Genomic DNA, 13,579 nt, shown 5'->3' with positions numbered 1-13,579 from the left:
GCTCGGCTCGGATCGCGTGAAAGGCATTGCGCGCGAGGGGGATCGCTAGCCGATGCCCGTGGTGGTGGTCACCGATTCGTCGGCCAGCCTGCCCGCTGAACTCGCCAGGGAACTCGGCGTGCTCGCGGTGCCGCTGCACATCCTCGTCGACGATCGGGAAATCCGGGAAGGTGTGGACGAGTGCGATATCGACTACAGCTCGTCCACGGTGACCACCTCCGGGGCGTCACCGGGTGATCTGAAAGCGGTGTACGAACAGGCGCTGGAACTCAGTGGCGGGGATGGCGTTGTCGCCGTGCATATTTCGCGGCAGCTGTCCGGCACCTGGGAGGCCGGGCGGCAGGCCGTGCGCGATATGGACTCCGACAAGGTGCGACTGGTCGATTCGCTCAGCGCCGGGCTGGGCACGGGCCTGCCCGTGCTTGCCGCGGCTCGCCGGGCGCGCACCGGTGCGCCGCTCGATATCGTCTACGACGCGGCCGTCTCGGCCGCCAGTCGCGGACGGGCGTTCATCGTGGTCAACCGCACCGAGCAATTGCGCCGCGGCGGCCGATTGAGCACGGCGGCAGCGTTCTTCGGCACCGAGCTGGTTACCAAGCCGATCCTGCAGATCGTCGACGGACGGCTGGAATTGCGCGAGAAGGCCCGCACCCGGTCCAAAGCCTTCGCCAAACTCGTCGCGGCGGCGGTGGACGCGGCCGGAGACGACGGCGCCACCGTTGCGGTGCAGCACCTCGGCGCGGAGGAAGCGGCGAACACCGTCGCCGGTCAACTCCGCGATCTGATCCCCGGTATCCGCGAACTCATCGTCGCCGAGTTCGGGCCAACTCTCGGAGTACATCTCGGCATGGGCGCGGTCGGCGCGCTCGTCGTGCCGGGCGGCTGCGGCTGACCAGCGCTAACCCGAGCGGAATCCGGTTGTCCACAACCGGAAATCCATCCACAGGCCGACCGAAACCCCAGGTCGCTCCCACTGCCTGATCCGGCGCGACCCATACCGTCGCTCCCATGCCGAAAACCGACGAACGCAGCGAGGTCAGCCGCCGCCTCGGCGGCCTCACCCACCCCCAACCACCCACCCAGCACCCCGAACCACCTGCCGCCCCAGCACCATTCGCACCCACCCCGCCCCATCGACCGCGCTGGAACGACGATTCCCTGACTCCGGCCCGCACGGTCAGAAGCTGCGAGTCGGACGGCTGGGACACCGATCCCGCCGAGATCCCGCAGGACTCCGCAGGTCGGCGCGAAACCCGCGACGCTCGAGCCGCAGGGCGCGGAGACCCGCCGGACCTGTACATGTCCGCCATTGATGTCGCAGATCGCGACGAGCCGGACCCGACGGGCCGAATGCGTGGTGGCTCGGGCGGATCATCAACTCCCGCATGGCTGTCCGAACCCTGCGGTCCGGTCTCGCTCTGGCATGAACGCCTGGTCCCGGAGCGGTTCCGAGGCACCCGCTGGGACCCGGGCCCGCGAGGCGCGGTCGTTCTGACCGCCGTCGCGGTGGCGGTCGTAGTACTGGCGGCGCTTCTCACCTTCCGGGAAAGGCCGGTGGCGCAGGCGGTTCCACCGATCACCGTCGCGGGCGAGAGCGCCATCGCTGATTCGGATGCCGGTGGTGGCGCGTCCACGACGGGTCGGGCCGGCGCTCCCAAACCCGCCGTGCCCAGAACTACCGCGCCCGCACGAGTGAATCCGCCGGGCAGTGGTTCAGCCGCGCAGCTTCCGGCCGGATCGAATCCGCAGGGCGGTGCATTGGCCGCGCCAGCTCCTGTCGGCGGATCGAACCCACCGGGTGGCGGGCTCGCAGCGCAAGCGCCCGCCGCTGAACCGAATTCAGACCCCGAGGTGAACGGCCACCCTGCCAATACCGGCGAAGTGGTGGTGAGCATTATCGGCCTCGTCGAGCACGGCGGCCTGCGCCGCTTTCCGCCCGGAGCCCGCATCGCAGACGCTCTCAAAGCGGCCACCCCGCGGCCCGAAGCCGACCTGTCCGGACTCAACCTGGCCCAGCACCTCTGCGACGGCGATCAACTCATCGTCGGCCGCACAGGCCCCCGCCCGGGCACCCAACAGGTCGGCAGCAAAGTAGTCAACGGCACCGGAACCCCTTCGCCCGCATCCACATCCCCCGGCGCAACCCGCACCACCGGTCCACCGCAAAAGGTCAACCTCAACACCGCGACCGAAGCCCAACTCGACACCCTCCCCGGCGTAGGCCCCGTCACCGCCCGCGCCATCCTCACCTGGCGCACCCAGCACGGCCGCTTCACCTCGATAGACCAACTCGCCGAAATAGAGGGCATCGGCCCCGCCCGCCTCAACCGCCTCCGCCCGGTGGTGACCGTATGACCGTCGGTGAGGATCGTGACCGCGGTATCGAGGTCGGCGGCGATGCGGGGGAACTGCCCGACGAGCTGGATGCTCGATTGGTTCCGGCGGCGTTCTGTTGTTGGGGCGCAACGATTGTGGCTCTCGTCGGTGGGTGGCGGGTCGGAGTGTGCACTGCGGTGGGGTGTCTGTTGCTCGGGGTTGGGGTGTGGGGGTTGATGATTCGGTCGGGTGGGTGGCGACAGGGCGTGGGGTGGGTGATGTTGGCGGCGTTTTCGGTGGGGGCCGGGTTTGCGGGGGCGGGGGCTTGGCATGAGTGGCGGGTTGCCGGGCATCCGTTGCGGGCGGTGGGGAAGGGGGAGCGGGTTGAGATCACCTTGATTGTGGCTGATGATCCGAAGGCTTTGGTGGAGAAGAAGTTTGGGGGGAGGAAGGTGATGTTGCGGGGGGATTTGGTGGAGTTTCGGGCGGGTGGGGAGGTGGTGTACGCCGGGGGAGCGGTGGTGGTGTTGGCGCCGGAGGCGGGGTGGCGGGGTTTGTTGCCCGGGCAGCGGGTGGTGTTTCGGGCGCGGGTGGCCAACGCCTTGCGGTCGGATTTGACCGTGGCGATGTTGCGGGCCGAGGGTGCGCCGGTGGCGGTGGGGCGGCCGCCCTGGTGGCAGCGGGCGGCGGGACGGATGCGGGAGGATTTCGGGACCGCGGCGCAGCGGGCGTTGCCCGGGGATGCGGCGGGACTGTTGCCGGGGTTGGTGATCGGGGATACGTCGCGGCTTCCGGAGCGGGTGCGGGAGAGCTTCCGTGAGACGGATCTCGCCCATTTGACCGCTGTCAGCGGGGCGAATATCACGATCTTGCTTGCGGCCGTGCTGGTTTCGATGCGCGCGTTGACCGTCGATCCGCGGGTGGGGGCGGTGGCGGCGGGGATCGCACTGGTGATGTTCGTGATTCTGGCGCGGCCCTCGCCGAGTGTGCTGCGGGCCGCGGTCATGGGTGCGGTGGCCTTGCTCGCGCTGTGTACGGGTCGGAAGAAGCAGGCGCTGCCCGCGTTGTGCACGGCGATCATCGTCCTCCTGGCCTGGTCGCCGCGGTTGGCGATGGATGCCGGGTTCGCGTTATCGGTGCTGGCGACGGCGGGGCTCATCGTGCTCGCGCCCGGATGGTCGGATTGGCTTCGCGCACACCGGTGGTGGCGCATTCCGGCTGACGCGTTCGCGGTGGCGGCCGCGGCGTTCGTGGTCACCACCCCGGTGGTCGTCGCGCTGACCGGGCACCTCAGTTTGGTGGCGATCGTGGTGAATGTGCTGGTGGAGCCGGTGATCGCGCCGATCACCATCGTGGGCGCGATCGGGGCGATGCTGTCCTGCTGTTGGACACCGCTCGCGGAGCTCGTGCTGTACTGCACGGCCCCGCCGCTATGGTGGCTGCTCACCGTCGCCGAGCGGTTCGCGGCCCTGGGCGCTTCGGTCACGCTGCCCACCGGTATTCGTTCCGGTGTGGTCGCGGCCGTGGTGTGCGCACTGGTCGTCGCCGGGCTCCGGCCACGTGCACCCCGCCCGGACACACCCTCATAGCCGGGGTGCGGGGTTGTCGGGGTGGGCTCGTAGGATCGCGGGGTGAGCCAACGACCAGCGCCCCTGCATCTCGTGCTCGGTGATGAAGAATTGTTGATCGAGCGGGCGGTGTCGGGGATCACCGCGCAGGCGCGGGCTGCTACGTCGGAGCCGGATTCCATGCCGGTGGACCGGCTGCGGGCGGGGGATGCGAGTACCGCCGAGTTGGCCGAGCTGCTGAGCCCTTCGCTGTTCGCCGAGGATCGGGTGATCGTGCTGGAGGCGGCGGCCGAGGCGGGGAAGGATGCCGTCGCGGTCGTCACCGATGCCGCGTCCTCACCGCCCGACGGCGTGGTGCTGGTGATTCTGCATTCGGGCGGCGGGCGCGCCAAGGCGCTCGCACCGGCATTGCAGAAGATGGGCGCGGTGGTGCATCAGGCCGCCAAGGTCGCCAAGGCCGGTGAGCGGATCGAGTTCGTGCGCAATGAGTTTCGCGCCGCGAACGTGCGCGCCTCGGCGGATGTGGTGCAGGCCATTATCGAGGCGGTCGGCAACGATCTGCGCGAATTGGCCGCTGCCACTTCACAATTGGTCGCCGATACCGGCGGCAAGGTCGATGTCGCCGCCGTGCACCGCTATTACTCCGGCAGGGCCGAGGTCACCGGATTCGATGTGGCCGACCTCGCTGTGGCGGGTGATCGCGCCGCTGCCATGGAGGCATTGCGCTGGGCCACCGACCGCGGTGTTCCGGCGGTGCTGCTCGCGGACGCGCTCGCGGATTCGGTGCACACCATCGCCCGCGTCGGTTCGGCGGGCCGCGGTGACCCGTTCAAGCTCGCGGGCGATCTCGGCATGCCGCCCTGGAAGGTGAAGAAGGCGCAGGGCCAGGCGCGCGGCTGGACCGGAGTCACTATCGGCCAGGCCCTCAAGGTCGTCGCCGGGCTCAACGCCGACGTAAAAGGCGGTGCGGCCGATACCAATTACGCCCTGGAACACGCCCTCGCGCGGATCCTCGACCTCCGAGAATCCGCCTCCTGAACGAACGGCTCGGCGGGAAGCACTCTCGCCGAGCCGAATCCACCGGCGGATGCGAACGGCCCGGCGGGAATCACCTCCGCCGAGCCGAATTCATCGCTGCTGCCGCGAACGGCTCACGGCTCCCAGGTGATTTGGCCGCCCTCGAACTGCTGGGCCTTACCGTCCTTGTAGTTGTACTCATCGCTGGTCGGGTAGCCGTAGCGGCCGTTCTCCGAACCGTTGCGCACCCAGTCGTCGCGGATCGCGCCCCAGATGGTGCGGGTGCCGCCCTTCTGTGAGGTGTAGATCGCGCCACCCTCGAAGAGCTGATAGCGGCCGTCGCCCTTATTGGTCTTGGCCTCATCGGAGATGGGGAAGCCCAGCGGGCTGTTCTCCCATCCGGCCGCGGCGTACTTATCGCGGATCGCGCCGCTGATCACATGCGTGCCCGAACCGATCGACCAGTAGATCGACCCGCCCTGGAAATGCTGGAACCGCCCCGGCTTACCGGTCGCGCCCTCATCGGTGGTCGGGTACTTCAGCGCACCGGACTCCGCGCCCACCCCGCGCCACTTGTCCCGGATCGCGCCGCCGATGGCATGCGCGTCGGTCGCGGGCGTCCAGTAGATGGAGACGTTGTTCGCGAATTCCTGCTTCTTACCGCCGGCGGCGGCATCGGTTTCGGGTCCGGTCGGATCACCGAAGAATCCGGGCCCGCCCGCCCCGTCGTATTCGACCTCGATCGCCCCGCCCACATCGAACGGTCCGATCGGCCGGGCGGCAGCGGTGCCCACTCCGGTCGCCAGCACGGCCGCGACCGCACCCGCGGCCACCACCGCCCTGGTCCAGGACGAATTCTTCGGACTCAGCGATGTCAAGAGATCTCCCAATGCAGCTGGTATGTACGTCCCCCGACGTTCCGGCGGCCCCTGCGGCCAACCGCAGCCATCTTGCAGGGAACCGCGCGACTCGGCAAGTTCCCAGGTTCGTGAAACGACAAAACCACCGTGGTCATCGTGGCCACGGTGGTTGTTCGAAGCATGATGCCGGTACGTATACCGGGGTGATCAGCCGAGCTTGTTGAAAGCCAGCGACAGCGCCGACTTCTTGTTGGCGGCCTGGTTGGTGTGGATGACACCCTTCGAGGCGGCCTTGTCGAGGCTCTTGCTCGCGGACTGCAGCAGCTCGCTCGCCTTGTCCTTCTCGCCCGCCGCAGCGGCCTCGCGGAACTTGCGGATCGAGGTACGCAGCGCGGACTTCACCGACTGGTTGCGCTGACGCGCAAGCTCATTGGTACGGATCCGCTTCATCTGGGACTTGATGTTGGCCACGCTTGTTTCCTCGTGTTCCTTCGTTTGGTGGTTTATGCGGGAAGCAAAGTCTTCGGGCGCACTACGCAGCCTGTAGCGCAGCACCGACGGTCGAGGTTACCAGGCAACGTCCGGGGTATGAAATCGACCCTGCCCGAAATACCCCCGATACGAGAAATTTATCCCGGTCCAACTGCGTGTTGCTCCTGCGTGATGGACTATTTTTGCATGACCCCCGCCGCAGCCGCACGAGCGGCCGCGGCCGCTCCCATAACGAACGGCCGCGCCGAGTTCAACGGTGCGCACACAGGAGTCTTCGAGGGATACCGCCCCGGGCGTTATTCGAAGGCTTATGACGAGATGTTCGACCCCTCCGGCCGGCCCCGCGCGCCCTATCGGGGCATCTTCGCGGCGCTGGCCACCATCGACGCGTCCGACCTCGCGGCACGCGCCGAGGCGCTGGCCCGGGCCTTCGTGGATCAGGGCATCACCTTCTCGCTATCGGGCCAGGAGCGGCCGTTTCCACTGGACCTGGTTCCCCGGGTGATAGCCGCCACCGAGTGGACCAAACTCGAGCGCGGCATCAAACAGCGAGTGCGGGCCCTCGAGGCCTTCCTCGCCGATGTCTACGGCGAGCAGACCATCCTGCGTGATCGGGTCATCCCGATGCGGCTGGTCACCTCGTGCGCGCACTTCCATCGCGAGGCCGCCGGGCTCATCCCGCCCAATGGTGTGCGGATTCACGTCGCGGGCATCGATCTGATCCGTGATGAGCACGGCGATTTCCGGGTGCTCGAGGACAATCTGCGCTCACCGTCCGGTGTGTCGTATGTGATGGAGAACCGCCGCACCATGGCGCGCGTGTTCCCCGATCTGTTCGCCTCGCATCGGGTGCGCGCGGTCGGCGACTATCCGAGCAATCTGCTGCGCGCGCTGCGCTGTGCCGCCGCGGCCAATGAGGCCGATCCGACCGTGGTGGTGCTCACCCCCGGCGTCTTCAACTCCGCGTACTTCGAACATTCGCTGCTGGCACGGCAGATGGGTGTGGAATTGGTCGAGGGCCGTGACCTGTTCTGCCGCGACGGCGTCGTCTATATGCGCACCACGGCGGGGGAGCGGCAGGTGGACGTCATCTACCGCCGCATCGACGATATCTACCTGGACCCCATGCAGTTTCGCCCCGACTCCATGCTCGGCGTAGCCGGAATCCTGAACGCCGCCCGCGCGGGCACGGTGGTGCTGGCCAATGCGGTCGGCAACGGCGTCGGCGATGACAAGCTCATCTACACCTATGTGCCCGCGTTCATCGAGTACTACCTGGGCGAGAAACCGATTCTGCCCAATGTGGATTCGTACCGCTGCTGGGAACCCGAGGAGCGCGACGAGGTGCTCGATCGGGTCGCGGAATTGGTGGTGAAACCGGTGGAGGGCTCCGGCGGCTACGGCATCGTCATCGGACCGGACGCCACCCCTAAGGAATTGGAGGCGATACGCCGCAAGGTGCGTGCGGATCCGCGCGGCTGGATCGGCCAGCCCGTGGTGCAATTGTCCACGGTGCCAAGCAAAATCGGGCCGAAGCTGGCCCCGCGGCATGTGGATCTGCGGCCGTTCGCGGTCAATGACGGTGAGGACATCTGGGTGTTGCCGGGCGGATTGACCCGCGTGGCGCTGCCGGAGGACTCGCTGGTGGTGAACTCCAGTCAGGGCGGCGGGAGTAAGGACACCTGGGTGCTGGCCGCGAGAACCTCGGGGGCGGAACGGGAATTGTCCGGGGATCAATTGGTGAGCGAACAGCTCATTCCGGGGGATCGCGATCAGGCGCGAGAACCCTCGCCCGCACGGGCGAATCAACAACAGCAATAGCAAACAACAGCAATAGCAACGGCGCTGCTGATGGGTGGAATTACAGCGTTAGGCGGTTGAATTATGTTGGCGCGCAATGCCGAATCCCTCTTCTGGATCGGCCGGTACATCGAACGCGCCGAGTACACGGCGCGAATACTCGACGTCGCGGTGCATCAATTGCTCGAGGATGCCACGGTGGACCCGGATCGAACGTCGCGAGTTCTGTTGCGGGTCTTGAGCATCGAACCGCCCGAAGAGGAACTCGACGTCTGGTCGGTGACCGAACGCGTCGCCTTCGGCCGGGACCACGGCGGTTCCATTGTCGACTCGATCAGCAGGGCCCGCGAGAACGCCCGGGGGGCAAGGGAAGTCGCATCCACCGAAATGTGGGAATGCCTCAACTCCACCTACAACGGGCTGGCCGCGGCCGAGCGCGCCGCGCGGGCGCTCGGCCCGCACGAGTTCTGCCACTACATCACCGATCGCGCCGCCATGTTCGCCGGACTCTCCGATTCCACATTGAGCAGGGACGACGGCTATCGCTTCCTGCTCTTGGGCCGTTCCATCGAACGCGTGGATATGACTGTGCGGCTGTTGCTTTCACGTGCGGGTGATCGCACCTCCTCACCCGCGTGGGTGACGGTATTGCGCTCGGCCGGAGCCCACGACCCCTATCTGCGCACCCATCGCGGCGTGCTGGACGCCAATCAGATCGCCCAATTCATCCTGCTGGACCGGCTTTTCCCGCGTTCGGTCTTCCATACCCTGCGGGTGGCCGAAACCTGTCTGCAGGAACTGGATCAGCGGCCCAACAGTCGTTTCGCCGCGCGACAGGAAGCGCATCGACTATTGGGCCGGGCGCGCAGCGAATTGGAATTCCTCCCCGCGACCGTCCTGCTCGAAGACCTCCCCAGCCGCCTGATCTGGTTGCAGGAAACCTGCCACGAAGTGGGAGAAGCGGTGGCGCTGCAATATTTTCACGCCGAGTCCTGGGTGTCCTGGACCGGACTGCACGGCCGCAACGGCAGCCGGATCGAGGAAGCGGTATGAGCTGGCGCATGCGGGTGGTGCACACCACCGGATATGTCTACGACGCGCCGGTATCGCGTTCGTTCAACGAGGCGCGCCTGACCCCGCGCGCCGACAGCAGGCAGAACGTCATCCTCAACCGGGTCGAAACGGTGCCCTCCACCCGGTCCTTCCGCTACGTCGACTACTGGGGCACCGCGGTGACCGCGTTCGACCTGCACGCCCCGCACACCGAATTGGAGGTCACCAGCTCCTCGGTGGTCGAGACCGAACCCTTCGCCGGACCCGCCGAGGAACTCTCCTGGGAGGAACTGCGCGCCGGGGATATCGCCGACCGCTTCGACGAATTGCTCACCCCCACCGCCTATGTGCCGCGCGAACGCCGCCTCGCCCCGGTCGCCCGCCAGCTCGCACGCGGCGTGCCGCCCGCCAAAGCCGTTGTGCGCGGGGCGGAATGGGTGCACCGGGAAATGAACTACCTGGCCGGAACCACCTCGGTGCACACCTCTGCGGTCGAGGCGTTCGCGGAAAGACAAGGGGTTTGCCAGGATTACGCGCACCTGACCCTGCTGCTGTTGCGCGCCATGGGAATTCCCAGTCGCTACGTCTCGGGCTACCTGCATCCGGACCCCACCGCCGAAGTGGGGCGCACGGTAGCCGGGCAGATGCACGCCTGGGTGGAAGCCTGGACCGGGCAATGGTGGGGCTACGACCCCACCAACAACATTCCCGTCACCGAACAACACGTATCCGTCGGAGTAGGCCGTGATTACGCGGATGTGCCCCCACTCAAAGGTATCTTCAGCGGAAGTGGGTCGACTGATCTGGAAGTGGAAGTGGAGGTCACTCGACTCGCGTGAGGTCAGAACACAGGTGCTCTCCCATCAGGGCGGGTCGATCCGGGAAGGTGGCTGATGTCTCCCACAGCGCAGGAAGTCGTCGAAGAACTGGGCGAGATGGAACCGATCTCGCTGAGCCGGAAACTCTTCGCGGAGGGCTTCGGCACCTTCGTACTGGTGCTCGGCGGCGTGGGCACCGCGGTGCTGGCCGGGGAGCGCGTCGGTGCGCTCGGTATCGCCCTGGCCTTCGGATTCACGCTGCTGTTCCTGGTGTACGCCATCGGACCGGTCTCGGGCTGCCATGTGAATCCGGCCGTGACGGTGGGGCAGCTACTGCTGGGCCGGGTGTCGGCCGGGGTGGCGCTGGCGTACATGGTCGCGCAATTCGTGGGCGGATTGCTCTCGGGCGCGGTGATCTACGCGATCGCCAAGAACCTGCCGTCCTATGACCGGGCCAAGGATGGACTGGCCGCCAACGGCTGGGGCGCGCACAGCCCGTCCAAGGTCGAACTGGCCGGGATCACCACCAACGGCTACGGTCTGGCCGCTGCCATCACCGTCGAGGTGATTCTCACCGCGCTGCTGGTGTTCGTGGTGCTGGCCTCCACCGATCAGCTCTCGGATGTGCCGCTGGCCGGGTTGTCTATCGGCATCACGCTGGCCGTCATCCACCTGATCTCGATCCCCGTGGACAACACCTCGGTGAATCCGGCGCGCAGCCTCGCGGTCGCGTTCTTCCAGGACGGTGCACCTGCCCAGCTGTGGGTGTTCATCGTCTTCCCGCTCATCGGCGGCGTGCTCGGTTCCCTGGTCTACGGCCTCATGTTCGGCCGCTCGCGGAATATGGTGAGCTGACACCTCTTCGCGATTCCCGTGCCCCCGTTCCTGTGGAACGGGGGCACGGTGCGTAGAAGGGGCGGGTGCCTCGCGAGGAGATGCGTCAGCGGGTGTTCACGAGGAGGGCGTATTGGGCGGCGGCGCGCTGGCGGGCGGTTTTCTCGTCCTGGCCGCTGACGACGGCCCAGTAGCGCCCGTCCATCAGGAAGCAGCGGTAGCGGGTTTCGCGGGCGTTGTCGGGGACGTCCTTGCCTCGGAAGCAGGCTGCGTCGGGGACGCCCGCGGGGGTCGCGACCGGGGTGTCGCCGTTCGCGGTGGCGGCCGCGACGACGCGGTCGTGCATGCTGCGCGTGTGCGCCAGATCCGATAGGCGCATCAGCCACCAATCGCCGATGAAGGCCGCGCGCTCGATCGGATCGGGTTCGAATTTCTCGGCCGCGCCACCCTGGCCGAACAGGTGCGTGATACCGCGCGGACCGTAGACCACACCGGTGCCGTGGGCGAACCCGAACCAGTTCGTGTCCGCCGGGGTGCCCGCCTGATTCGCGGCCGGATACGGCCATGCGGTGGCGTCGGGATGCAGTAGGCGGCGCAACATATCGTCGCCGTCGAAAGGCATGGCGGACAGCTTGTCCGGTGCGGTCGGCACGAATCCGTCCAGCAGCGGGAGCTCCGCGGCCAGGGCCGCGCTCGCGCGTGCGCTCAATGCCGCCGCGTCCACCACCCGATCGGCCGCGTACACCACGACCACGAAGGATTTGTGCGCCAGCGCGGTCACCAGTACGGGCGATCGCTTGCGTGAAATGCCGTAGGCGTCATCGAATCCCGGGATGGCGATCCGGATGGTGTCCGGATTGCGGGCCATATCCGCCGCCGCGATCCGGCCCGCGACGAGCCGGGCGATCGGATCCGCGCGGAAGCTCAGCACGGTCATGCGCAGGATCTTGGAATCGCCGACCGCGGGCGGGGTCGCGGGGCTGTCGGTCCCGTTGACCGCGTAGCCGGCGATCATGCCGTACTGGGCGATCGGCTGTAGCGCTATCTCCGGCGCGAGCACCGCGGTGCGCCCGGGCGTTGGCAACAGCGCCGAGCCGCCGTAGCTCAGATCCTTGTCGAAATCAGCGGGCTTGACCACCACCTCCGCCAGTCGCGCGGATTCCATGACACGCCCGTACGTGTCATTGTCATTGGCGGGCACGGCAATCGGTTGTGCGGATAGTTCGCCCATATCGAGCGCGGCCAGGTTCGGGGTGCTCTGCCGGGCATTGCCGGGCACGACCTCGCCACCGCAACCGCCGAGCACTCCGGCCAGCACGGTCAGACTCGCCGCACAGGCCATCGCGCGCCGCCGCGCGCGCCGCCGGAATTCGTCGTTCGTCACACCTGGTCCTCGCTAGATCGGGGCGTCCGGCCACCATTGGTCGTAGAGTTCACGACCGGATTTCGCCCCGGTGAATCGCATTGTGCAGAAATTGCGTGCGGCGCCGTCGAAACGGATGTCCAGCTGTCCCTTCGGGCTTCCGTCACTGTCGAAGGTCTTCCACTGCGCCTGACCGGTGCCCGAGGCGCGCGACCAGGACTCGCCGTCCTGCGGATTGCCGGTCGGCTCCAGGCCGCGCATGGCCGAGCGATCGGCGGCGCAGGTCAGCCACAGCGATACGCTGCCGGTCGAACAGACCAGGACGGGTTGATCCAGTACATCGTCGAGCGGAACCGCCCTATCCCTGTCATCGGAGGCGGTGCACCGCAAGCCCTGATAGCCGCGCGCGGCGGGTGTGGCCGGAAGCAGCGCGGGGAAGGCGTCGACCATGAAACCGAAAGCGTGCCAGGGTGATCCGGCGCTCGTGGTGGGGCCGGGGGCCGGGCCGCCGGAACCGGTCATGCGGGTGATCGTCACGATCGTCGCGGCGGCGATCACAGCCACTGTCGCCGCGATCGCGATGAGCAGGCGCGGGCGGCGGCGCCGGGGCGGTGCGGACGCGTGCCCGTGCAGCGCCGCCACCGCCGCCTCGGCCAATTCACCGCAACTGCGGTAGCGGTCCTCCGGTTCGTACGACATGGCGCGCGCGACAACGGAATCCAGTGCCTTGGGAATACCCGGGACGACGGTGCTCGGCGCGGGACGCGGCGCCGTCAAATGCGCGTGCATGACCGCGGCGGCCGTCTCGCGCGGGAAAGGCACGGTCCCCGTGAGCAATTGGTGCAGCGTCCCGCCCAGCGCGTACACATCGGTGCGCTCGTCGAGTCGCCCGCCGCCGATCTGCTCGGGCGCGGCGAAGGCCAGCGTGGCCAGCACCCGGCCCACCGCCGTGAGCGCCACGGATTCCGTTATCGCGCGGGCGATTCCGAAATCGGTGACCAGCACCCGATCCGCGTCCGTGCCCGGCTCGATGAGGATATTGGCGGGTTTCACGTCCCGATGCAGCAGTCCGGCGCGATGCGCGGCGTCCAGGCCCCGGGCGGCTCCGGTGATGATGGCCACCGCGCGTTCGGCGGGCAGCCCGCCCTGCTGTCTCACCAACTGCGCGGCATCGCATCCGTTGACGAATTGCATGGCGATCCAGAGCATGTCGCCCGCATCGCCGCAATCGTAGATCGACACGATATTCGGATGATCCAGCCGCCCGGCCAGTTCTGCCTCGCGCAGGAATCTGGCCCGGAATTCGGCATCGGCCCCGTCCGACAGGATCTTCAGCGCGTCCTGGCGCGGCAGCCGCGGATGCCGGGCCAGGTACACGCTGCCCATACCGCCCGCGCCGATCCGCCGTTCGATTCGATACCCGGCCACCACCGCACCCGGCTCCAAGGCGCGCACCCG

At 67.7% G+C, this 13,579-nt stretch carries 12 protein-coding genes; 8 read left to right on the top strand and 4 right to left on the bottom strand.

Going from position 1 to position 13,579, the window contains the following annotated elements; all coding sequences use genetic code 11:
* Window positions 1–52 precede the first annotated feature (52 nt).
* From ACFC4D_RS41185 to holA, 4 genes are all read left to right on the top strand, one after another.
* The gene (locus ACFC4D_RS41185) at window positions 53–892 is read left to right on the top strand and encodes a DegV family protein (RefSeq protein ID WP_376071681.1); all 840 of its coding nucleotides are present in this window, start codon (window positions 53–55) and stop codon (window positions 890–892) included.
* 116 nt (window positions 893–1,008) lie between these two features.
* A complete protein-coding gene (locus tag ACFC4D_RS41180; RefSeq protein WP_376071680.1) occupies window positions 1,009–2,355 on the top strand; it encodes a helix-hairpin-helix domain-containing protein in 1,347 nt (448 codons plus the stop codon).
* 416 nt (window positions 2,356–2,771) lie between these two features.
* On the top strand, window positions 2,772–3,905 hold the full coding sequence (locus ACFC4D_RS41175; RefSeq protein ID WP_376071677.1) for a ComEC/Rec2 family competence protein: 1,134 nt from the start codon (window positions 2,772–2,774) through the stop codon (window positions 3,903–3,905).
* 42 nt (window positions 3,906–3,947) lie between these two features.
* Complete coding sequence (holA, locus tag ACFC4D_RS41170) at window positions 3,948–4,922, top strand: DNA polymerase III subunit delta (RefSeq protein ID WP_364629820.1); 975 nt, start codon at window positions 3,948–3,950, stop codon at window positions 4,920–4,922.
* Between the two features lie 113 nt (window positions 4,923–5,035).
* Here the strand turns inward: holA and ACFC4D_RS41165 are convergent, their stop codons facing one another.
* Both ACFC4D_RS41165 and rpsT read right to left on the bottom strand, forming a co-directional pair.
* Window positions 5,036–5,779, bottom strand: coding sequence for an LGFP repeat-containing protein (locus ACFC4D_RS41165; protein WP_375955108.1), 744 nt, complete (start codon window positions 5,777–5,779; stop codon window positions 5,036–5,038).
* Window positions 5,780–5,968: 189 nt separating this feature from the next.
* On the bottom strand, window positions 5,969–6,232 hold the full coding sequence (rpsT, locus tag ACFC4D_RS41160) for a 30S ribosomal protein S20 (protein WP_375955107.1): 264 nt from the start codon (window positions 6,230–6,232) through the stop codon (window positions 5,969–5,971).
* Between the two features lie 207 nt (window positions 6,233–6,439).
* On the opposite strand from rpsT, the gene ACFC4D_RS41155 reads away from it, so the two are divergent.
* The 4 genes from ACFC4D_RS41155 (at window position 6,440) to ACFC4D_RS41140 (ending at window position 10,779) form a co-directional block, all read left to right on the top strand.
* Window positions 6,440–8,074: a circularly permuted type 2 ATP-grasp protein gene (locus tag ACFC4D_RS41155; protein ID WP_375955105.1), complete on the top strand. Its 1,635-nt coding sequence runs from the start codon at window positions 6,440–6,442 to the stop codon at window positions 8,072–8,074.
* Between the two features lie 63 nt (window positions 8,075–8,137).
* Window positions 8,138–9,106 carry an alpha-E domain-containing protein gene (locus tag ACFC4D_RS41150; RefSeq protein WP_364629830.1) on the top strand — a complete coding sequence of 323 codons (969 nt, stop codon included), beginning with the start codon at window positions 8,138–8,140 and terminating at the stop codon, window positions 9,104–9,106.
* Window positions 9,103–9,945: a transglutaminase domain-containing protein gene (locus ACFC4D_RS41145; RefSeq protein ID WP_375955103.1), complete on the top strand. Its 843-nt coding sequence runs from the start codon at window positions 9,103–9,105 to the stop codon at window positions 9,943–9,945. Before ACFC4D_RS41150 ends, ACFC4D_RS41145 begins: the two co-directional genes overlap by 4 nt.
* Before the next feature lie 54 nt (window positions 9,946–9,999).
* Complete coding sequence (locus ACFC4D_RS41140; RefSeq protein WP_364629836.1) at window positions 10,000–10,779, top strand: aquaporin; 780 nt, start codon at window positions 10,000–10,002, stop codon at window positions 10,777–10,779.
* Between the two features lie 85 nt (window positions 10,780–10,864).
* Here the strand turns inward: ACFC4D_RS41140 and ACFC4D_RS41135 are convergent, their stop codons facing one another.
* Window positions 10,865–12,142, bottom strand: coding sequence for a hypothetical protein (locus tag ACFC4D_RS41135; protein ID WP_376071674.1), 1,278 nt, complete (start codon window positions 12,140–12,142; stop codon window positions 10,865–10,867).
* 12 nt (window positions 12,143–12,154) lie between these two features.
* On the bottom strand, window positions 12,155–13,576 hold the full coding sequence (locus ACFC4D_RS41130; RefSeq protein ID WP_376071672.1) for a serine/threonine-protein kinase: 1,422 nt from the start codon (window positions 13,574–13,576) through the stop codon (window positions 12,155–12,157).
* Window positions 13,577–13,579 lie beyond the last annotated feature (3 nt).

It is taken from the genome of Nocardia sp. NPDC056000 (assembly GCF_042269265.1).
Lineage (GTDB): Bacteria > Actinomycetota > Actinomycetes > Mycobacteriales > Mycobacteriaceae > Nocardia.
This window is presented reverse-complemented; position numbering and strand designations above follow the sequence as displayed.

Coding starts and splice junctions, on each gene's coding strand:
- ACFC4D_RS41185 (WP_376071681.1), top strand. CDS start 53: ATGCCCGTGGTGGTGGTCACCGATTCGTCGGCCAGCCTGCCCGCTGAA.
- ACFC4D_RS41180 (WP_376071680.1), top strand. CDS start 1,009: ATGCCGAAAACCGACGAACGCAGCGAGGTCAGCCGCCGCCTCGGCGGC.
- ACFC4D_RS41175 (WP_376071677.1), top strand. CDS start 2,772: ATGTTGCGGGGGGATTTGGTGGAGTTTCGGGCGGGTGGGGAGGTGGTG.
- ACFC4D_RS41155 (WP_375955105.1), top strand. CDS start 6,440: ATGACCCCCGCCGCAGCCGCACGAGCGGCCGCGGCCGCTCCCATAACG.
- ACFC4D_RS41150 (WP_364629830.1), top strand. CDS start 8,138: ATGTTGGCGCGCAATGCCGAATCCCTCTTCTGGATCGGCCGGTACATC.
- ACFC4D_RS41145 (WP_375955103.1), top strand. CDS start 9,103: ATGAGCTGGCGCATGCGGGTGGTGCACACCACCGGATATGTCTACGAC.
- ACFC4D_RS41140 (WP_364629836.1), top strand. CDS start 10,000: ATGTCTCCCACAGCGCAGGAAGTCGTCGAAGAACTGGGCGAGATGGAA.